General features: G+C 67.3%; 15 protein-coding genes and 1 pseudogene. 4 read left to right on the top strand and 12 right to left on the bottom strand.

From position 1 onward, the window contains the following. Positions 1-175 precede the first annotated feature (175 nt). The 3 genes from L0P92_RS27845 to L0P92_RS27835 all read left to right on the top strand — a co-directional run bounded on the left by L0P92_RS27845 (position 176) and on the right by L0P92_RS27835 (position 10857). Positions 176-3757, top strand: coding sequence for a LamG domain-containing protein (locus L0P92_RS27845; RefSeq protein WP_234765799.1), 3582 nt, complete (start codon positions 176-178; stop codon positions 3755-3757). Positions 3758-3862: 105 nt separating this feature from the next. Beyond that, entirely contained in the window at positions 3863-10309 is a 6447-nt protein-coding gene (locus L0P92_RS27840) for an RHS repeat-associated core domain-containing protein (RefSeq protein WP_234765798.1), read from the top strand. Positions 10310-10356: 47 nt separating this feature from the next. After that, positions 10357-10857 (top strand): SUKH-4 family immunity protein, encoded by a 501-nt coding sequence (locus tag L0P92_RS27835; protein ID WP_234765797.1) that lies wholly within the window; start codon positions 10357-10359, stop codon positions 10855-10857. A gap of 854 nt (positions 10858-11711) precedes the next feature. On the opposite strand, the gene L0P92_RS27830 is transcribed toward L0P92_RS27835, so the two are convergent. From L0P92_RS27830 to L0P92_RS27780, 11 genes are all read right to left on the bottom strand, one after another. Further along, complete coding sequence (locus L0P92_RS27830; protein ID WP_234765796.1) at positions 11712-13040, bottom strand: AlbA family DNA-binding domain-containing protein; 1329 nt, start codon at positions 13038-13040, stop codon at positions 11712-11714. Positions 13041-13293: 253 nt separating this feature from the next. Beyond that, entirely contained in the window at positions 13294-13512 is a 219-nt protein-coding gene (locus L0P92_RS27825) for a hypothetical protein (RefSeq protein ID WP_234765795.1), read from the bottom strand. After that, positions 13509-14096: a hypothetical protein gene (locus tag L0P92_RS27820; RefSeq protein ID WP_234765794.1), complete on the bottom strand. Its 588-nt coding sequence runs from the start codon at positions 14094-14096 to the stop codon at positions 13509-13511. Before L0P92_RS27820 ends, L0P92_RS27825 begins: the two co-directional genes overlap by 4 nt. Beyond that, complete coding sequence (locus L0P92_RS27815; RefSeq protein WP_234765793.1) at positions 14093-14401, bottom strand: hypothetical protein; 309 nt, start codon at positions 14399-14401, stop codon at positions 14093-14095. Before L0P92_RS27815 ends, L0P92_RS27820 begins: the two co-directional genes overlap by 4 nt. Continuing rightward, a complete protein-coding gene (locus L0P92_RS27810; RefSeq protein WP_234765792.1) occupies positions 14398-14610 on the bottom strand; it encodes a hypothetical protein in 213 nt (70 codons plus the stop codon). Before L0P92_RS27810 ends, L0P92_RS27815 begins: the two co-directional genes overlap by 4 nt. Next, positions 14607-14960 (bottom strand): hypothetical protein, encoded by a 354-nt coding sequence (locus L0P92_RS27805; RefSeq protein WP_234765791.1) that lies wholly within the window; start codon positions 14958-14960, stop codon positions 14607-14609. The genes L0P92_RS27810 and L0P92_RS27805 overlap by 4 nt, the downstream gene beginning before the upstream one ends. A gap of 211 nt (positions 14961-15171) precedes the next feature. After that, positions 15172-15588, bottom strand: a complete 417-nt coding sequence (locus L0P92_RS27800) for a hypothetical protein (RefSeq protein ID WP_234765790.1) — start codon at positions 15586-15588, stop codon at positions 15172-15174. 314 nt (positions 15589-15902) lie between these two features. Then, positions 15903-16454 carry a Uma2 family endonuclease gene (locus tag L0P92_RS27795; protein WP_234765789.1) on the bottom strand — a complete coding sequence of 184 codons (552 nt, stop codon included), beginning with the start codon at positions 16452-16454 and terminating at the stop codon, positions 15903-15905. Positions 16455-17208: 754 nt separating this feature from the next. Further along, the gene (locus tag L0P92_RS27790; RefSeq protein WP_234765788.1) at positions 17209-17655 is read right to left on the bottom strand and encodes a peptidoglycan-binding domain-containing protein; all 447 of its coding nucleotides are present in this window, start codon (positions 17653-17655) and stop codon (positions 17209-17211) included. 206 nt (positions 17656-17861) lie between these two features. Continuing rightward, the gene (locus tag L0P92_RS27785) at positions 17862-18278 is read right to left on the bottom strand and encodes a peptidoglycan-binding domain-containing protein (protein WP_234765787.1); all 417 of its coding nucleotides are present in this window, start codon (positions 18276-18278) and stop codon (positions 17862-17864) included. Between the two features lie 303 nt (positions 18279-18581). Then, on the bottom strand, positions 18582-18992 hold the full coding sequence (locus L0P92_RS27780) for a hypothetical protein (protein ID WP_234765786.1): 411 nt from the start codon (positions 18990-18992) through the stop codon (positions 18582-18584). Positions 18993-19374: 382 nt separating this feature from the next. Between L0P92_RS27780 and L0P92_RS27775 the strand changes: the two genes are divergently transcribed. Further along, complete coding sequence (locus L0P92_RS27775; protein ID WP_234765785.1) at positions 19375-21393, top strand: NB-ARC domain-containing protein; 2019 nt, start codon at positions 19375-19377, stop codon at positions 21391-21393. On the opposite strand, the pseudogene L0P92_RS27770 reads toward L0P92_RS27775, so the two are convergent. Then, a pseudogene (locus L0P92_RS27770) lies at positions 21390-21952 on the bottom strand (translation initiation factor 2); the annotation flags it as partial. The gene L0P92_RS27775 and the pseudogene L0P92_RS27770 overlap by 4 nt on opposite strands.

Here is a 21952-nt window from a genome sequence, read left to right as displayed (position 1 = left end):
GTTTGTGATCCGGCGTGGGGTGGGGCGTGCACTGAGTGCACTGTTTGTATCGACTGCGTTGATATGCGGCGTTGTTCAGGGAGCGTCGACGGCCTCTGCGGCTGACGCTGACCTCTTGGACGGTGGGACGGTCGAGACGGCGCGGTCGTTGACATCGGCGGAAAAGTCCGAGCCCATGAGCGACGCTGAGGCCTCGGCGAACGATGGAAGCTCGGAGTCGACGCAGGCGGCGCGGGACGCGCTCGCGGCGGCCGCGGCGACGGGTGCTCAGGTGGAGGTGCCTGAGCTGCGTTCCGAGTACGCGACGACGTATGCGAACCCGGACGGGATCTCCTTCACGCTGGAGGACTCCGCAGTCCCGGTGCGGGTGAAGGGCGCGGACGGCTGGACCACTCCCGACGCCACGCTGGAGGTGCGTTCGGACGGGTCGGTCGGGCCGAAGGCCGCGGCCGTCGACCTGTCCTTCTCCGGTGGTGGGGACGGTTCCGGCCTGCTGAAGATCGCGCGCGACGGACGTTCGCTGTCCCTGGGGTGGCCCGGTGAGCTGCCCAAGCCCGCGCTGGAGGGGAATTCCGCGCTGTACAGCGAGGTCCTGCCGGGTGTGGACCTGAAACTGACGGCGTCGGTCGAGGGTTTCCGTGAGGTGCTGATCGTCAAGACGGCAGAGGCGGCAGCGAGCGAGGAACTGGCCGAGGTGTCGTTCGCGCTGGACACGGCCGGACTGGACGTGCGGGAGACGGCGACTGGTGGGATGCAGGCGGTGGACGGCGACGGGATGTCCGTCTTCCGGTCGCCGAAGGCGCAGATGTGGGACTCGGCAGGCAGCGCTGAACAGTCCTCGCTCAGCCCGCAGTTGATGACCGCGGAGAGCGACGCGAATGAAGAGCCTGCAGACGGCGCCTCGACGACAGATGGTTCGGACGGCCCTTCCGATGGCTCCGCCCTCGCGCTTCTGCCGATCGATGTCTCCGATGACGAGTTGACCCTCACTCCGGACGCGGACCTGATCGAGAACGCCACTTACCCGCTCTACATCGACCCGACTGTCACCTGGAGCGAGGCGGAGCGCACGTTGCTGCGCAGTGACGGTTACGCGGACTACGCGTGGACGAACGGGGACGACGACGAGGGGAAGGGCATGGGGTACTGCGGTACCTATGTCACTGGCGGTAACGCTTACTACTGCGGTTCCGGTTACAAGCAGCGTCTGTACTTCGAGTTCTCGCCCAGCTCACTGAAGGGCAAGCACGTCCTCGACGCCACCTTCCGGGTGACCGAGACGTGGTCAATGTCGTGCACGGCCTCCTGGGTCAACCTGACCCGTACGAACGGGATCTCGTCCTCCTCCGACTGGCCGGGCCCGTCCTCGCTGGACCTGATGGTCGACCGATATGTCTCGGCCGGCCGTGGCAGCGCCTGCGACCCCTCGCAGCCCAACGCGGCGATCGAGTTCAACGACAACTCCGAGGAGACGAACGAGAACCTCACCTCAACGGTGAAGAACTTCGCCGCGGGCAAGTTCTCCCGGCTGCCGCTGATGCTGCGCGCGACGAATGAGTCCGATCCCAACTCGTGGAAGCGATTCAAGAACGACGCCGTGCTGTCCGTGAAGTACGTCGGATTGCCCGCGACGCCGACCGGTATCGGCATCGTGACGGGTGACGGCACGGTCTGTGAGAGAGACTCCGGCGACCCGGCGATCGTCTCCGACCCGACGCCGTCGCTGGCGGCGACCGCTCAGACCAAATCCGGCGGTGAGTCGGACGCGAGCCTGAAGATCTACTTCGACATCGACAAGAAGGCCGGCGACGGGACCTGGTCGGACGCCACGGCCGGCAACGGCAATCTGCGCCCTGCCGACGGCGACGGCTATGTCGGGGACGGCAAGAAGGTCACGATCGCATGGTCGACGCTGAGCGAGGACGTCCTGTACCGGTACCGGGCGTGGACGAGGTCGTACTACAACGACGGTGACAGCTGGCTGTCCGGCTCCTCCAATGCCTCGACGACGGGCTGGTGTTACTTCCAGGTGGACCCGTCCCGCCCGCTGAAGCCGACGATCGCGATCACGTCCCCGTACTCGGAGTGCACCGCCAACGCCTGTGCGTCGGCGGGTGGTCCGGGCATCGCGGCGTCGTTCACGTTCACCGCGGGGGACGGGGACACGAACGTGGCCTACCAGTACAAGCTGTCCACGGACACGGCGTGGTCCTCGGAGATCAGCGGCAACAAGGTGACCACGTCGGTGACTCCGGACGCGGAGGGCACGTACCGGCTGTATGCGCGGGCCAAGGACAGCCTGGGTCGCTGGGGTGCGCAGAACCTCATCGACTTCAAGGTTTCCGACGGCGAGGCCCCGCAGGCCGAGTACCACTTCGACGAGGCGTCCGGGGCCGCACAGGACACGGGGACGGCGGTGGATGCCGACGCGGACACGCTGACGTTGTCGTCCGCCGGGGCCTCGCGCGACACCCGTGCACGCCGCGGCACCGACACGGGCACCGGGGCGGAGGACACCAGCCTTCTCCTGAACGGTAGTTCGGGGTACGCGGAGACGGACGACGCGGTGCTCGACACGAGCAAGTCGTACACGGTGTCGGCGTGGGTGCGTCTCGACGACCTGAGCAAGCCGCAGATGATCCTGTCGCAGAACGGATCGGTCTACAGCCCGTTCTACGTGCTCTACAACAGCTCCAATGGCTACTGGGGCATGATCACGACCGGTGCAGACACCACCGACCCCGCCTACTCCTCGTACTACATGGCCGCGCCCGTGGCCGCGAACACATGGACGCATGTGGCCTTCGTCTACAACGCCAGTACCAAGACGATGCGGCTGATCGTCAATGGCAAGTGGTACATCGAGAAGACCGCCGCCACCGCCTGGTCCTCCTCGGGAGCCCTGCAGATCGGGCGCGGCTTGATGGAGGGGGCGTACAACTTTCCCCTGCACGGCTCTGTGGACGAGGTGCGGACATGGCAGCGGGCGTTGTCGTGGAACGAAGTCATCCGGGACGCCCGTCTGTTGAACCCGGCGACGGGTGACCAGTACGCCGAACTCACCGCACACTGGGACGCGGCCACTGCGGCCTCCGGATCCACATCACTGGCGGACACCTCCGGCTACGGGCGGACACTGACCGTGTCCGGCGGCGCCACCACCGACGGTGAGGCGATCGTGCTGGACGGCACGGACGACTCCGCCTCCTCGGACGCGGTCGTGGACGACACGGCTTCGTTCACCGTGACGACCGTGGTCAAACCCGACCTGGAGGCACTCGCCGAGAAGGGCACCGGATACGTCGCCCAGGTCATCGGCAAGCGCGACAAGGACGGGACGTCCAACTGGGGCATCTTCTTCGAGGTGACGGGATCGTCGACGGTGGCCGTCGAGACCAGCGATGGCGACATCGTGGAGAAGACGGTGGCGACGGGCTTCTGGCACTTCGGCCGCTACAACGACGACGGCACCTTCACCTCGCAGGTCAGCGAGGAGGCCACCACCGACAGCGGCGAGGTCCGGATCACCGGCGTCTACAACGTGCAGGACCGCACGGCCGCCCTGTATCTCAACGACAACCTGCAGTACACCACCGTGTCCTATTCGAACGACTCCGGCAACGAGTCCCTCGCGGTCGGCAACGGCTACACCTCCGCCGCCTGGGGCCACTGGCTGCCAGGTGCGGTGAGCGAGGTGCGGTTGTGGGCCGGGGCGGCGTCGGACACGGAGCAGATCAGTCAACTGCTCGGCGAGTAGGCGGACGGCCGGCGGCTGCCGAGCGGCGGTGCACCACGCCGTCGGCCGGCGACCTTCATGACGACACTTCCTTGATCTCTTTCAGGTGCTACGGATCTCAGTGCTATGGGGTGGGGCGACGACGTGAGTAAGGGCAGAGGCACTTCATTCAGACGGAGGGGCGGGCTGGTCGCTGTCACCGGGGCGTTGGTGGCCAGCCTGCTGACCCCCGTCGCCTTCGCGGCCGACGCTGACCCGTTGGGGCGGCTCGCCACCCAGAAGGAGCGGGTCAGCGAGGTGGACGAGGTCACCGGCCTCGGTGCGAAGAAAGCCCGTGCGAGGGTCGCCGACAGCAAGGCCGAGAACCAGGCGCAGGCCAAGCGGGCCCGGGCGGAACAGGACGCCGACTGGCCGAGCACGGGCAAGGCGTCCGTCTCCCTGGCCGACGGCCGCGCCAAGGCCACACCCGGTGGTCTGCCCGTCACCCTCACTCCGAAGTCCGATGCCGACGGGACAGCCACCGTGGAGGTGCTGTCCCGCAAGGCGGCGAAGGCGGCCGGTGTCTCCGGCGTCCTGCTGTCCGTGACGGGACAGGGGGATGCCGAACTTTCCCTGGACTATGGCGAGTTCGCCTCCGCCTATGGCGGCGGATGGTCGGGCCGCCTCCGCCTGGTCGAGTTGCCGGCATGCGCGCTGACAACTCCGGAAAAGATGAAGTGCCGTACCCAGACCCCGCTCGACTCGGCCAATGACGTCAAGGCCCAGGAACTGTCGGCGACCGTCGAACTGGCCGGGGACACGGGCGTTTCCACCCAACTTGTACGTGAGGCGAGCACGGCCGAGGCGACGGTCCTCGCCGCGACCGCCACCTCCGGCGAGTCCGCGTCCGGCTCCGGCGACTACACAGCCACCCCGCTGTCCGCCTCCTCGACCTGGTCGGCGGGCGGCTCCTCAGGCGCATTCACCTGGTCGTACGACATCGATGTCCCGCCCGCAGCCGCGGGCCCGGAGCCGGCGCTGACGCTGTCGTACGACTCGGGCAGCGTGGACGGAAAGACGGCATCGACGAACAACCAGGCCACCCAGGTCGGCGAGGGCTTCGATCTGACGTCGTCGTACGTCGAGCGCAGTTACGGCAGTTGTGAGGACGACGGGCACGATGGGAAGTACGACTCGTGCTGGAAGTACGAGAACGCCTCCCTGGTGCTGAACGGCAAGTCGTCGGAGCTGGTCAAGGACGACACCAGTGGTGAGTGGCGGCTGAAGGACGACGACGCGTCCACGGTCACGCACTCCACCAACGCGGACAACGGTGACAACAACGGCGAGTACTGGACCGTGGTGACCGGTGACGGCACCAAGTACGTCTTCGGACTGAACAAGCTGTCCGGCGCGGGCGACGAGCGCACCAACTCGGTGTGGACGGTGCCGGTGTTCGGTGACGACTCAGGCGAGCCCTGCTACGACGCGACGTTCGCGAATGCGCACTGCACGCAGGCCTGGCGGTGGAACCTCGACTATGTCGAGGACACGCACGGCAACGTGATGTCGTACTGGTACACCAAGGAGTCCAACTCCTACGCCAAGAACGGCGCCACGACCGCGACGGCCACCTACACGCGCGGCGGCTACCTGACGAAGATCCTTTACGGGCAGCGATCCGGCACCCTGTTCACTGCGGACGCCTCCGACAAGGTCACCTTCGACTACAGCGAGCGCTGCACGGCCGACGACTGCTCGGAGCTGACCGACGCGACCTCCGACAACTGGCCGGACGTGCCTTTCGACGCGATCTGCGCCGCCGACGCCGACTGCGAGACGAACGTCTCTCCCACCTTTTTCACCCGCAAGCGCCTCACGGGTATCGACACCTACGCCTGGTCGGCGTCGAGCAGCGCCTACACCGAGGTCGACTCCTGGAAACTGACCCAGCAGTTCCTGGACGGCGGCGACATCGGCGATACCTCCGACCAGACGCTGGTGCTGAAGTCCCTGACCCGCACGGGCAAGAACGGCGACGACATCTCCCTCGACCCCATCACCTTCACGTACCAGATGCGGGCGAACCGAGTCGACGCCACCGACGACATCCTGCCGCTGACCCGGCCGCGTATCGAGACGGTGACGTCGGAGACCGGTGCGATCACGGACGTGACGATCTCGGAGCCGGAGTGCGTACGCGGCTCGAAAATGCCGACCGCCGAGGACGACAACAGCCTGTCCTGTTACCCGCAGTACTGGCACATCAACGGCGCGACCGAGGCCTCGGTTGACTGGTTCCACAAGTACAAGGTGACCGCGGTGTTCACCGCCGACCCGACGGGCCAGAACGAGGCGGTCTACAACTCGTACACGTACTCCGGGCCGGCCTGGCATTACAACGACGATCCGCTGACTCCCTCTGAGGAGCGGACGTGGTCGCAGTGGCGTGGCTACCGCAAGGTGACGGCCTACACGGGCAGTTCGGACGTCACGCAGTCCAAGACCGTGTCCCTCTACCTCCAGGGTATGGACGGCGACAAGACGTCCTCGGGGACGCGCTCGGTCACCGAGGCGGGTATCGACCTCACCGGACTCACGATCGCCGACATCACGGACTCCGACCCGTACGCCGGGTTCCTGCGCGAGCAGATCACGTACGACGGTGACACCCCGGTCTCCGTCGACGTGCACACCCCGTGGAAGACCAAGACCGCTACACAGCACAAGAGTTACGCGGACACCGAGGCCTACTTCGTCCGCACGCAGAAGACCTCCACGCACACCTACCTGACGGGCACGTCGAGCTGGCGGACGGCCTCCTCGGAGACGACCTACGACGCCTACGGCATGGCTGTGACGGTCCAGGACAATGGCGACACGGCTGTCGACGACGACCAGACCTGTACTCGCACCTGGTACGCGCGTAACGACTCGACCGGCATCAACTCCCTCGTCTCCCGTACTCGTACGCTCGGTCGGGTCTGCTCCGCCGCCGAGACCGACCTGTCGCTGCCCACGAACAGCGACAGCCGCGGGGACGTCCTGTCCGACAAAGCGACGGTCTACGACAACACCTCCGCCACCGCCTGGACGGCATCCCAGACCCCGACCAAGGGCAACGCGAACTGGACGGGCCGCGCCACCGCCTACCCGGCCGCGGCTACCAGCGGCGAACGCCACCCCACGAGTTGGCAGACCACCGCGAAGTCGACCTACGACACCCTTGGCCGGGTCCTGACAGCCACCGACGCGGGCAACAACACCACGACCACCGTCTACACACCCACTGCGGCGGGCCCGTTGACCCGCATGAAGTTGACCAACGCGGCCGGTCATTCCACATACACCTACACGGACCCGGCCACGGCTCTCCCGGTCAAGATCTACGACGCCAATCTGAAGAAGACGGACCTCACGTACGACGCGCTGGGCCGCCTGACCGGGGTCTGGAAGCCCAACCGCTCCAAGGACGCAGGCCAGAGCGCCAACACCACGTTCGCGTACTCGGTCACCAACGACGCCGCGCCATGGACCTCCACCTCCACTCTGAAGGCGGACGGGACGTCGTACGACACCACGTACACGATCTACGACGCCCTGCTGCGTCAACTCCAGACCCAGTCCCCGGCGGCCACCGCCGGACGCCTGCTCACCGACACGCGGTACGACACCCGCGGCCTTGCATACGAGACGCACTCGGACATCTACGACACCACCAGCGAGCCCAACGGCACCTACACACGGGCCGAGTACGGCGAGTCGCCCAGTCAGACCGAGACCGTCTACGACGGCGCCGGACGGGCGACCAAGTCCACGTTCCTGATCGGTGGGGTGGCGCAGTGGTCCAGCACGACGTCGTATACCGGTGACTCGACGGCCACCTCCGCCGTGGAGGGCGGTTCGGCGACCCGGGTCTTCACCGACGTCCAGGGCAGGACGACCGAGCGCCGCGAGTACGCGGGCACCTCGCCGACCGGCAGCACTTACACCTCGACCGCCTACACCTACACCCGGGACGGCCTGCCGAGCACGGTCACCGGCCCGGACGGCGAGCAATGGTCGTACGGCTATGACCTGTTCGGCCGCCAGACCTCCGCGACCGACCCCGACACCGGCACGACCGCCACCACCTACACCTCGCTCGACCAGCAGGAGACCACCACCGACGCGCGCGGTAGGAAGCTGCTGTACGGCTACGACATCATCGGCCGTACCACCGGAGTGTGGGAGACGTCGAAGACGGACGCGAGCAAGCTGGTCGCGTACGCCTACGACACTCTGGCCAAGGGCCAGTTGGCCTCCACAACCCGTTATGTGGGCGGCACCACCGGTGACGCCTACAAGGACGCGGTCGTTTCTTACGACAGCCTGTACCGGACCACGGAGACATCCTTCACCCTGCCGTCCGACGACGCGCTGGTGACCTCCGGCGCGGTCCCATCCGCCACGCTGACCTTCAAGACGGACTACAACGTCGACGGCACAGTGGCCTCCACCTATGAACCTGCCGCGGGCGGCCTGGACGACGAGTACATCTCGACCACTTACACCGACGCCGCTCTGCCCAAGGCCGTGTCCGGAACGTCGAGTTACCTGCTGGGCGCTTCCTACTCGGCGCGCGGCGAGGTCGAGCAGCTCACGTTCGGCGCGTCTGCGGCGGCCAATACCCCGAAGGCATATGTCACCAACACCTGGGAGGAGGGCACCGGCCGGCTCACTGAGTCGCACGTGACGACCACGGCGCACGCCTACATGCTGCAGGACCTGCAGTACGCCTACGACGACGCAGGCAACGTCCTGTCCATCTCCGATCCGACCACGCTGGGCGGCACCAGCGAAGCCGATAACCAGTGCTTCGCCTACGACGGTTACCGTCGACTGACCGAGGCCTGGACCCCGAAGACGGCTGACTGCGCCGCTACCGGCCGCACCACGGCGAACCTCGACGGGGCCTCGCCGTACTGGACGTCGTACACCTACAACGACGCCGGCCTGCGCACCACCGAGACCGAGCACACCTCCAGCGGCGCGACCACCCAGACGTACTGCTACGAAGCGGACCGCCCGCACGCCCTCAAGGCGACCACGACGAGCGGCGACTGCCTCACGGCGGTGGAGGAGTACGACTACAACGAGCTCGGCGCCACCGAGACCCGCCCTGACGGCACTGCCACCCAGACCCTGACCTGGAACAGCGAGGGCAAGCCGGCCACGGTCACCGAGAGCGGTACCGGCGCGGCCGCCGGCACAACGGAGTACGTCTACGACGCCGAGGGCAACCTGCTGATCCGCCGCAACACCGAGGGCGAGAGCGTCTTGTACCTGGGCGCGACGGAGGTGCACTACAACGCGGCGAACGGTGACATCTGGGGTCAGCGCTATTACACCGCGGGTGGTTCGACCGTCGCTGTCCGCACCAACGAATCCGGCGCGGAGACCCTCTCGTTCCTCGCCGGTGACTCGCACGGCACGTCCACGCTGGCCGTCAGCTCCACCGACCTGGCCGTCACCAAGCGGTACCTCACGCCCTTCGGTGAGAACCGGGAGGGCGGCACCGGGACATGGGTGGACGACAAGTCCTTCCTCGGCAAGACCGCGGACGACGACACTGGCCTCACTCACATCGGCGCCCGCGAGTACGACCCGTCGATCGGCCGCTTCATCAGCGTCGATCCGCTGCTCGAACTCGACAAGCACCAGTCCCTCAACGGCTACGGCTACAGCGAGAACAACCCCGCCACACTGGCCGACCCCTCCGGCCTGGGCACCCCCGAGTGCATGAGTGGGGTCATCACTGGCTGCACCAACGGCGTTCCCGACAGCGACTCGGTGTACCACCCCGAGCGGGACGGGCACGGCACGGCCTCCACGAGCAGCACCGGGAGCGGCACGGCGACGGGGGGCAGCGTCGAATACGAAACTCCCGTCGCGAAGGGTTGCGGTTTCTGGGACCTTGAATGCGGCTGGGACCAGCTCTGGCACACCGAATGCGGATTCTGGGACCTCAAGTGCGGGTTCAAGGAGAACTACAACGCCTGGAAGAACGCCCTTGCTCCCGACCTGGAGGACATCGAGGGTTGCGCTGACCTCGAAGTCGGATCCTGCGGATGGCTGATCGCTGGATTTCTGCCGGCCGGAAAGCTCGGAAAACTTGGAAAGCTTCTCGGCGAAGGGAAGGACGCCAAGCGTGCTGCCGAAATGATCGGTGAAGCGATCGAGCTGGTGGGGAAGATCCCGTATGGCGAGGGTCATCTGAGCAAGGCCGTACAGCTGCAACGCCTGATCGACAAGAAGAAGAATGGCAACTACGCCTCGGCACTCCTGGACGACGGAACCACGCTCGTCGCGCACGCCGATAGCACGTTGCATTCCGAGGAGTACTTGCTCAATCGAGCGGGAGACCGGAAGATCGTGGCTGTCTATTCGGAGCGGGAGCCGTGTGATACCGGGCATAAATGCATGAGCAAACTTCGGGCCGCCGGAGTCAAGAACATCAGTTGGTCTTACGACTGGAACGGAATCGGTGACGCGGGGCGGGCCAAATCCACCAAGGAACTTTCCGAGGCGGTGAAGAAGCTGTTCAAGGGATAGATGGACTCGGCTGGCCTGTCGTGCTTTAATGATGCCGCTCGACACGGATGTCGAGCGGCATCGTCTTACCCGTCTCCGCTTTGGTGGTCCCGTTGGATATCGACCTGATTGGAATTCCCGTCGAAGGTGGCCAATCTGAATTGATTGTTCCGGGTGAATTCTTCGCTTATCGGGCCTTGGACGCGGCTGTGCGTGTTTCGACCGGCGCGGGGCGGTCCCTGATTCGCTTCGGGACGATCGGATCCCCCGGGCCCATCGGTGTGGCGGTTTCCGTCTTCGTGGACGAGGAGTCCGGCGAGGTCGTGTCGGGCATCGAACTCGATGACGTCACACCGGTCAACACGTCGCTCAGCCGTTTCGTGGACTGTGTCAGGCGACTGGCGGAGGTCTTCCCCTACTACTCGGAGGATTCCGACTACGAGGAGTGGGAGGCCGGTGCCCAGCGGGTGCAGGACGTCGTCTGTGAAATCGATAGTGCCGCCTATCAAGAAGGTGCGTTCTGGTACGAATTTCGGTGGGATGTGTCCATGGGTGAGTTCCATGGGTGATCACGGCGATGACGACGCTGGTCGGCGATGGCCGGGGAGACGTGACGGGTCATGATCGCTGGACCAGTGCCTCGTCGACAGGTGCGGGGCTTCCGAGGGTCGGGCCTGGACCGCTCACGACGTCCGGAGCGACTCCGGGATCAAGCTGTACCGCGCGGTCGCTGACGACTACTCGATGCTGGTGATGGCGGCTCGGGTCTTCGAGTGGCCTGGGGATTACCCTCTGTGTGACTTGTGAAGGTTCGACAACTGTTGTTTGCGGATGTCGAAGTGCGGCGCAGGTGGCCCGGAGTGGCCAAGGGGTGGCCGGACGCCTTTGGGCGGTGCAGCACGAGGTACGGGCACCGAAGACGCCGTACGCGCTCTGATCAGGCAGGACGGCATCCCACAGCATCAGCCGTCACTAGGCACCATGATCCCTTGTGCCCTCGTAATGCGTAGGTCTCGGGTTCGAATCCCGAAGGCGGCTCCATGGGAAACCGCAAGTCAGGCCTCTGAACTGCGGTTTTTTCGTTTTCTTGACTGGAATGTGTCTGCCGAGGGTGTTTTGGTGCTGTGCATGTAATGCGTAGGTCAGAGTTTCACTCTGTGGGATCAGTGAGGTGAGTTCTGAGGTCAAGCATTGATGCTGACCTGCTGTTTCTTGGGGAGTCGCTGATGCGTGAATCAGTACGGGGTAGGCGTGGGGTGGCCAAGGGGTGGCCATCTGTGCAGCGATGGTGCACGGCGGGAGGCTGCCGGGGCTGTCCACGAACGCCGTGCCGAGCCCGAGGTTCGTAGCTGTCCGACAACGTGGAGTCCAGGCACGTCGTTTGCGGTACGCGCCGGCACCTGTTGGTGCACCAGCTCCTGCGCTACACCTCGTCGTCAGTGATCTTCACGTCGCCTTGCTGTGCCCATCGCTCCAGGGCGGGGCGCGACTCGTGAGACCAGTAGCGTCGGCGCAGTTCGCCCTCTGGGGAGAACTGCAGGATTTCGGCACGGCCGAACGCCTGGGCAAGACCGGAGCCCAACCTGTGGGCGGCGGCGACAAGTTCAAGACCACCGGCGGCCATGTCGTCCACATCGGAAACGGTGACAGCCGGCACGGCTCTGGTCAGGACCCGGGCCCCGAGGGGCTCGGGGAAGCCGTGGTGACGGTAGTGCACGAGCCGGGCGGGACACTCCGCCGTCAGCGGGTGAACCGTCGCCCGCAGAAAGACGTTGCCACTGGCCGCCGCGCGATCACGCGCATGGCGCGCGAGGTACTGGAGACCACTAAGCAGGCCGTCGGCCAGATGCTCGTCGCCGATGTCGACCTGGGTTGAGTCACCTCGATCTGTGCGGTCGACGATGGCCGCGAAGGCGCCTGCTCCTGTCGCATGCAGATGGCATGCCAACCACGTGGCCCTCTGATCGGGTCTGGACGAGCCGTCCGCGGTCAGCCGTCCTGGACCCACCTGCGCACGCATCCAGTTGATTCCACTGCCGTTGACGATCAACGGGCTGCGCCCGACTGTCTGCTCCTGATACGTCTTCATTGCTGCCGTGTCGATCGTCATCCCGCCCTCTAGGTCCGGGGCGAGCGTGACGACGGCGAAGACCTGAACCGACGTGTCAAGGTCGGCGAGCAGTTCAGCTTCAACGGTCTCCAGCTGTCCGGCTCGGTCGCGCTCGGCGGTGAACTGAGAGAAATAGGCGGCGCGCACTTCGGGCTGGGAGAGGTACACGGTCGTCGAGCCGTTACGGCGGGGGAAGCGCAACGAGTCGTTGACCAGGACTGCGTGGGGCCCCTGGTTGCTGCGTGGGACCGCGATCAGGTAGAAGCCGCGGGCGGGATCCGTGCCCGGGCACGCGATCATGTCAAGCTGCGGAGCCGGTGATACTCCGGCGGCGACCGTCTGGAGCATGCGGCGCTTCTCGTCGTCGCTCAGCTCGACCTCCGGTGCGGCCGTGGCGCTGCCGTGTTCGTCCTCGTCGAGCCCGAGAATGATCAGTCCGCCGGAGGTGTTCGCCATGGCAGCCACATCACCGCACAGGGCCCGCTTCGCGGCGTCGTTGCGGCCGTAGAGCTCGCGCTTGAAGTCCAGGTCGTAATCTTCAGGTACGGCACCATTGATCAGCGCATGCACATGGGCGTGAGTGGCGTCGGAGACTGGGACGCCCAGGAGGCGCTCCAGTCGCGTGGAACGAAGTGCGGCCATGGTTAGATCCTGGCGAACCCCATACGAGTGCCGCAGTGGTTCCTCAAGATGTGCGTTACTCGAGGCACTCGTCCTCGGACAGTGGGGCGTCCGGGTGGGCGAACAGCTCGGGTACGTCGTTTGCGGTACGCGACGAGCACCTGTTGGCGCATGCCATCACAAGGTCTGACTCCTTGTTGGTGAATGGTCGAGTCCCAGCCCCCGGGGCCAGCGGTGGAGTCCCTGAGCCCGGGGGCCGTCTACGGGAAGCCGCTCAGGCGGACTTGGCAGTCTTGCCGGGTTCTCGGGCGAGGAGCTCGACGATCTCGTGGAGACAGAACCTCGGGTCGGGAGCCTCGGCGATCATTTTGGTGAGCAGGCTGTTGAAGTCGTCCAGTGCGGGGCTGCCGAGCCCGGTCGCGTTCATCGCGGCGTGCCCTTCCTGGAGTTGGTCGATGATGCAGGTGGCGTCGGCGTTGAGGGCGGTCGTCATGCCGGTACCTCCGCCCGCTCGGACCCGCTCTCGCCTAGGACGCGGGTGAGTGTGTTCCACACCTGGTCGGGGTCCCCGGTCTCCAGGATCATCCCGGCTGCCACGTCGAGGGCCTTGTCGATACGCCCGCCGTTGTTCTCCTTCTCTACGTCGATGGCGCGCAGTACGCGGACAACGTGGGGGCGGGCCGCCGCATGCGCGGCGGGCAGCCGGTCGGTGGCGTCCGCCAGGTCCCAGCCGGCCGGGACCAGGTAGGCGGCCGGGCTGTCGTCGTACGTGACGACCCTGGGAGTGCCTTTGCCGCTGCCCAGGTGGACGTCCAGGCGGAGCCGGGACGCTTCCCGGAACAGGGCGGTGATGCCCGGGCCCATGCCGTCGAGGATCACCTCGCGGACGGTGTACCCGTGCTGGCGCAGTGAGATGCGGGCGAGCCAGACGGCGGTGCCGGGGTTGGTGAGGTGCCTGTCGTAGACGAGGGTGGCGGTGCCGTCGGCGGGGCTGAGGTCGCGGATGTCGGCGGCCTTGCCGGGGGAGGTTCCGCGTCGGACCGTGAGGGTGAGGTCGAGGGGGATCGTGGGGGTCACGGCGTCACCTCGGTCTGCTTGGCGGGGATACGGGTCGTGACGAACGGCGCCGGCATGTCAGGCACTGGTACCCCGAGCGCCTGGGCGAGTAGGTACCGGGCGACGGTGTCGTGCTCCAGTTCGCTGCGCCCGGTCGGCATGGTGAGCCGCAGCTCACCTGTCTTGCGCTGGACGATGACGGTGCCGAAGAACGTCCGGTCGGTGATCGGGGAGTCGGTGAGGGTGACGCCCAACTCGCTGATGAGCATGGGTAGAGGGGTGTCCATCAGGTGGTCGGCGGACGGCTTCGTGGCGGAGACGGTCACAGCGTCACCTCCGTGGCCTTGTCGGTGTACAGCTGGCGGAGGCGGAGAAAGATGTCGTCCGCGAGTTCCTTGGCTTTCTCCGGGGTGTACACATCCGGGAGGGCCTTCCGCATTGCCTTGTCGGCCGCCCCGGGGAGGACGGCGGCGAGCCGGTCGAGGAACGCGGCGGGGGTGGCGGCGTTGGCCTTGTCGAAGTCGGAGAAGGTCATACCGGCATCACGCCCTGGTGGGCGAGGAGGGCGCGGGCGGCCCACAGGCGGGTGGAAGGGTCCTGTCCGGCGGGGACAACGAGGAGACGGGTGCCGTCCTTGTGCTGCAGGTAGTGCCCGTACAGGCAGTCGAAGGGACCGTCCAACTCCACGACCTGGATGCCGTGCGCAGCGGTAAGCGCCTCGAACACGGTGGTGGGGTCGTTGATGGCAGCCATGATGCGGGCGGAGTTCTGCTCGGCGCGGGCCTGTATTTCTGCGTCGAGATTGAGGGCTTCGGGCTGTGGAGGCAGCGAAGCCGGGTGCTTGGTGACGCCGACAGGAGCAACGCTTGTTGCTGTTTTCGCCATGGTCTTGCTCCTTCAATGCAGGAGATTGGGGCCAGGCCTCGGGACCGGTGACATAACCACCGGGCGAGAGCGTTCTGCTTTCGGTGGTAGTCGCCCTGGCGAGGGCGGAACAGGCGGCCCTTCTCCGTTCGGGGGACGTCGCCCCGAGATCGATCATCGCCCTGCTAAGAAGCACATAAAATGCGCCTTTTTTGGGAATCTTGGGCAACTGCTAGGTGCTGACGAGGACCGGGGTATCGACGTCGACCGGTGCGGCCTCGGCGAGCTTGACCTTGAGGCTTGGGGCGCAGGCCTTCATCGAGACGGGGCCGAGGCCGTGGGCCTTGAAAATGCGGGTGATCTCGGCGCGGTCCGGGGCCTGCCGCGAGGACGGGGTGCGGAAGACGCGCCATGTGCCGTGGGTGTCGGCGGGCAGCCTGTCGAGGACCTTCTTCGCGGCGCGCTCGCCACGGTCAGTGCGGTGGGCCTGGTCGGCGGCGCGCTCGTACTTGCGGGCGGCGGCCTCGATCTGCTCGACCGGGAGGATCTCGTCTACCTTGCACAGGCCGGCCGGGTTCGGGGCCTCGACGATCGCGGTCTCGGCTTGGTCGGCAACGAGGGCGGCAGGGGCGACGACGGAGCGGACCACGTTGGTGATGGGCCGAGCATGCCGCGCCGGATAAACGGTACGGGGGGACTGAGAAGAGCCTCTTCGCGTCGCAGGGGCGGTGCGCTGGACGCCCTTTTGTCGCCGGGTCCTGAACTGGAATCCCGCCCGACGAGGCCCCGCCGCCAGGCCTTCCTGGGGCCAGAACGGGGCGGGAAGGACAGGGAAACCCCGGGAGTGATCACCAAACCCCGGGCACCCCAGTGCGTGGAGCTCTTCAGTCGCGGCTTCGATGATCGTGCAGTCGCCGACCGGCTGCCGGACCTCTTCCTGCTTCGGTGCGCGTTTTCGCAGACTCAGTGAGTGTCGGGCGCCGGGTCCGGCAGGGGGAGTTCATCGAGGTCGAGGGTGAAGGTGCGGCCGTCGGCCAGGGGGATGGGGAGCTTGCCGGTGCCGTATGCGCGGGTGTGGGCGGTGCTGTAGCCACTGTAGGTGGGCTCGGTGTGCAGGACGACTTCCCGGGCGTAGGGATCCACGATCAGGTAGATCGGGATGCCGTATCGGCCGTACTTTGCGGTGCAGTCGTCGTAGTCCTTGCGGGCGGAGGACGTGGAGACGACCTCCGAGATCAGCAGGACGTCCTCGAAGCTGTAGCGCTTGCCCTCCTTGCGCGCGTCCTCGCGGAGGATGGCCAGGTCGGGGGCAGAGTTCTCGTCGGCGGGGAAGTCGATGTAGACGTCGGAGGTGACCTTCGCGTGACGGCCGAGGGCGAGAGAGTCGATCTGCATCGACCTGATCGTGCTGGAGTGCTCTTCGCTCTGCGGGGTCATGATGATCTTTCCGTCGGCGCCGAAGAACACCACGTATCCCGCGGGGAACTCGGTGTGCGTGATCACGTCGACACTCATGGACGGTGCTCCTTCCCGTGTGCCGTCATGATACGGCGGACAGAGCCGTTCCACGGCTGGACGTCCGCGGCGTGCGCGTACACCACAGCGGAGCACCGTCCGTGTGAGCGGGCGCTGCGACGCGGGGCGTGAGCTGGGTCCGTGATTGTTCGGACCCAACAGGTGGCGCGGGGTGACTGTCAGGGGTGGGGGGCGTCTTCCGAGGTGGCCACGGCGTGGCCGGACGCCTTTGGACGGTGCGCCACGAGGTACCGGCACTCAGCACGGCGCACGTGGTCTGATCAGGCACAACAGCATCACGCAGCATCAGCCGTCATCAGGCAACACGATCACTCGTGGCCTCGTAATGCGTAGGTCTCGGGTTCGAATCCCGAAGGCGGCTCCGGCAAAGGCCAGGTCACATAGCCCGTGACCTGGCCTTTTGTGTTGCCCTTGGTCGCTGTGATGGATCAGGTCGGAGTCCTTCTTGATCCTCCGTCTCCGCAGCGTCATCTCCGGTGTGTCCGATGGGAGTTTGGTCTGTCCGTCACTCACAGTGATCGGACTGGGCTGCGGTGAAGTCGCGGTCGACCAGGTCCGGCGGGCGGGGCGCCGATGGCTCAGGGACGTTGGTCTGCCGCTGCCGCTGCCGCTGCCGCTGCCGCTGCCGCTGCCGCTGCCGCTGCCGTCCGCCGATGACGCCCTTCCGGCCCCGCCCCGCTCGGCCGTCAGCGGCTCGATCGTGCAGCGGGCCATCACCACACCGTTGCGTCACTCAGAACGACCCGCAGCCCTGGTAGCTGCCGTCCAGCTTCTTGTAGCGCGGCCACTTCAACGCGTCGCGGGTGTTGGGGCCGTAGATCCCGTCCTGCTTGGTGCCGGCCTTGCCCTGCGCGGCCCACAGTGCCGAGTAGGTCTTCGGGCCGAATTTCCCGTCGACGTCACTCTCTGATTCCAGGCCCACGTCGTAGCAGTCCTTCAACGCCCGCTGCAGCGCCTTGACGTGGTTGCCGGTGGCGCCCTGGGCCATGGTGCAGTTGGTACTGGTGCCGTTGGCCGGGACGAAGATGTGGTTGTAGGTGCCCTTCATGATCGACTTGCCGGTGTTGCAGTAGCCGGCAGCCGCCGCTGGAGAGGCCGTGGCGGCCACGCCCAGTCCGGCGAGCAGCATGAGCCCAGCCGTGACACCCGCCTTGGCGCGCAGCGTGTGGGCCTTCTTCATGAATTGCTCTCCCTTGCTCTCGGTGGGTGTGGGCGTTTCAGTGGGCGATCTGGCCCCTGAACATGTGGCTGGCGAAGTTCATTTGACTGGCCGTACGAGCCGAGCCGTACGAGCCGTGCGAGGTCAATGCGGCCAGCCGCCGGGGCGGCCATGTCGTCGCATTGCTCGGGCGTTTCCCTGGAAGCGTGCTGAACGCCGGTCTGCGGTCAGCAGTAGAGCCGGCGCAGGTGAGGCCAGGTCTGCGGGCCGACCTTGCCGTCCTCGGCCAGGTTGGTGTCGCAGGCGTGGTTGACGACGCTCTGGAACTTCTTTGCCGCTGCCTGAGAGGTGCGGCCGAAGATGCCGTCGATGGTCCCCGGGTTGTGGCCGTGGTACTGGAGGAGGCACTGGGCTTCCTTGCCGGCGGCGGTCACCTGCGAGGAGGAGGGGACGACGGTGGTGCCGTTGTAGTAGCCGGCAGAGAGGCGGCCGCTGGGGCTCATGTTCACGTCGCACGGGTAGGCCGCGGCAGCGATGGCGCCGGTCTCGGCCGCCGCGGCGACGCCGCCGGTGGCCGTACCGCCCAGCAGGACGAGGGAGGCGAGCACGGTCGCGGTACGCCTGTGGGTTGCGGTGAGTGCCATGGAAGATCCCCCTGGAAATGGGTGTGGCTGATGTGGACGTCGGTTGTGGTCGGCAGGCGCCGTTCTGAGGCGCACGGACGTCACGCAGGACGGACGAAGCGGTTGCGGGACTTGTGGGTGCCGTGAGGGCGAAGGCCGCGAGAGATGTGGAGGGTGCTCGGGCGGTCGCATCTCCGTGCGTTCGGCCACGCTGAAGCCGCACACAGCGGTGCGAATGAGGGCGGGCATGTCGCGTGGGGAGGCGCCGTCGGCGTTGCCGGCTCCTCGGGTCCGGCAACTCGTGGTGCAGCTGCGTCGGTTACGTCAGCAACTGGAGGCGGTGTCGATGCGGATCCCGGTCACCGTGAAGGTGGTACTGAAGTACTGGTAGTGGTTCGGAGGCACGCACTTGTAGGACGTCACACCGGTGCCATTGTGGATGTAGCGCAGGTAGACCCGGTCGTCGTTGCGCGTGTTGGTGACGTAGTCGGCGCCTCGGCTCCGGGAGCCGAGATCCTGGTAGGAGGTGGTGACGTCCTGGAACGCGGCTGTGGGGGCATTGTCAACCCAGTCGCTGGAGGTCAGATAGAAGCAGACGCGCGGCCAGTCGCACCCTCTGTAGGAATCAGCCGAAGCGGTGGGTGCCGTGGCCAACGTGGTGGTGGCGAGGGCAGCGGCCGCCGCTCCCACGACGGCCAGGCGCTTGGTCGTCCTGCGGTTCACCCGTACACGCACAAGGAATCAGCTCCCCGTTTCGCCCTGGTGGAAGCATGCCGTGGATACATGCCGTGGATACATGCCTGGTCAGGCACAGCTGACTGTCTCGTGACGCAGGCCGCATGGGTACCTGAAAGAGTTCAGGTTGCGCGTCACAGGGGCGGCCACTAGTGATCGGGTGATCGCCGTTGGCCCCGGGCATGCGGGGAGGGCAGATCGCGGCGCGGCCATGTCCAGCACTCAGCCGCCGGAAGACCGAGTTCCCTCGCTGCGGACCGACCCGGCGTCTTTCCGTCTTCGCCCGCACCCGACGCCCGCCTCTGAGAGGCTCTAGCTTGCATGATCGTTGGGCGGTGCGTGCAGTGTGTGGTGTGTGCTGCGGAAGGGCGAGGGGACTGTCGTGAAGGTTGAACTTCCGCCGGAGCCGGTGCACTTCGTCAACCGGGACGAGGAGCTGGAGCGTGCTCTGCGGGCCGTGGCGGAATGGCGAAGCCGCTCGCGGCCGTTGGTGATCGCGTTGAGTGGGGCGGCCGGGCTGGGGAAGACGGAGTTGGCCGGGCTGATCGCCCGGGCGCTGCTCGATCGCTGTCCGATGGCCGACGGTGTGCTGGCCGTCGATCTCGATGACTTCCGGGACGGTGGCGTGCTGGACCCCGGGGACGTGCTCACCCGGTTGCTGGGGTCGCTCGACGTGGAGCCGGGGCAGGTGCAGGGCGCCTACGCGGCCCGGTGCCGGCAGTACTGGAACCGGACATCCGAGGCCAGAATGGTCCTTGTCGTGGACAATGTGCGCTACGCCTCGGAGGTCGTTCCCCTGCTGCCGGCGTCCGGCGACAGCGTGGTGATCGTCACGAGCCACGGTCCGCTGCGGGAGTTCGAGGCCGGTGCCGCGGTGGATCTGGCGCTACCGCCGCTGGAGGAGCGGGCCGCGACGGAGCTGTTGGAGCTGATCGTCGCCGACCCGCGGCTGGCCGCTGACCCGGAGGCGGCGCGGGCGGTGATCCGGTTGTGCGACGGGCTGCCGGCGGCGCTGCACGTGGCGGGCCGCTGGGTGCGTACGCACCGTCTTCGTCCTCTCGCCCGTCTGCTCGCCGAGCTCCGGGCCGAGTTGGACGAGAAGGGCGTGTCCGACGTGGAGCACATCTGGAACACGGCCTACGCCGATCTGTCCCGGCCGGCGGCGCTGCTGTACCGGTTACTGCCGCACCATCCGGGCGGGACGTTCACGCTGCACTCCGCCACCGCGCTGTCCGGGCTGGGGCCGGAGGGCTGCCAGGACGCCCTGGAGGAGCTGGACCGGGCCGGATTGCTGGACCTGCGTCCGTTGTCGTCGACGGAGGCGGGGCAGATGAGGCTGCCGGGGCCGCTGCGTGCGCACGCACTGCGGTGGTCGCGCCGGGAGACGGGGGACGGGGAGGTGGCCGAGGCGCAGGTGAGGCTGGTGCGCTGGTTCGTCCGGCAGGCTCAGCTGGCCGACCGGTACGCCGCCGGCGCCCGGCTGACCGTCGTGGATCTGCTCGACGGGGTTCCCGGTGCGCCGGACGCTCCGCTGGAGGACCCGGAAGCGGCCGCGAGCGACGACGCCCGGGCCCGACGTGCCGAACGCGCGGCTCGCTGGCTGGACGAGGAACGCCATGTGCTGTTCGCCTGCGCCCGCCTGGCCCACGGCCGGGGGATGGACACCGAGGTCGTCGCGCTGTCCGAGCCGGTGTGGACGCACGCCCTGGACCATCCCCACCAGTCCGAGGCCGTCGAGGTCTTCCGGCTCGCCGTCGACTCGGCGGTCCGGCACGGAGGCGACGCCGGGTGGCTGGTGCGCACCCGCTGCCAGCTGGCCAGACCGCTGTGGGAGTCGGGGGAGTACGAGGAGGCGGCGGCCCTGCTCGACGGCGCGATGTCCGCCGGTGAGCTGCTGGGGAAGTCCGAACGGGACCGCAAGCTCGCCGCCTCGGCCGTGGAGGCCCGCGGCATGCTCAAGGGCGCACGAGGTGACTGGAGTGGGGCGCTGGACGACTTCGGCGGCTCCCGGGATCTGCACCGGGCGATCCCCAACCCCTACGGCGTGCTCCTCCAGACGTATCGGATGGGAGAGGCGAGCGCCGAGGTGGGGGATCTCGAGACGGCGTGCCGTCTGTTGTCCGAGGCGTACAACGGGTTCGTGGCGCAGCGGCGCGAGAGGCTGATCGGGCGCTCGGCGTTCGCCCTCGCCGGTGTCCTGCACCGGCTCGGTCGTACGGTCGAGGCCAGGGAGCTGTACGAGCAGTCCCTGGCACGTGCCGACCGACGGCGCGCCGGCGTCGACCGGGCACGCGTCCACGAGGCCCTCGCCGAACTGGACGCGGCCGACGGGAACTCGGCGGAGGCCGAGGAGCACCGTACGGCGGCTCGGTCCCTCCGTCGGCGCAACGGCCTGCTCTAGATCACCTGTGCCGCTTCGGTGTCCGTGGCCGGACGGACGGTGATGCGGAACTTGCGGTCCCCGATGAGGCAGTCCAGCGCGGTGGGGCTCTCCGGAGCGGGCTGCGGGGAGAGCAGCCGGACGTGCACGGCCGACAGGGCGGCGGCCGGGTCGATCCGTGCGACTCTGCCTGCCTCGGGCCGAGGGTCGATCCGGACGGCGTACGGCATCTCGTGGCCGCGGACCCTGATCAGGCAGTCGCCGGACGGCAGCAGCGCCGCGGCCGAGCGGCAGCCGGGGTAGGCGGACAGCGCGTGCCGGGTCCAGCCGTCGCAGGTCCAGGCGAGGTCCACGGGGGCTTGGGACGGCGGCAGCGGGCGGCGGTACAGCAGGCCTGCCGCACGGGTGTGCCGCTCGTGCGCGGCGCCGTGCTCCACGGCGAGGTGGTCGCCTGGCGGTCCGGTGCCGGCCGGGTGCCGGGTGATCCGGACACCGGCCGCGGTGGTGTCGACGTGGACGTCGAAGGCCGCGGGAATGCGCCTGGCGGGTGCGGGCGCGGGGAGCAGTCGGGGGGTGAGGG

The organism is Streptomyces muensis (assembly GCF_021474425.1).
GTDB lineage: Bacteria > Actinomycetota > Actinomycetes > Streptomycetales > Streptomycetaceae > Streptomyces > Streptomyces muensis.
This window is presented reverse-complemented; position numbering and strand designations above follow the sequence as displayed.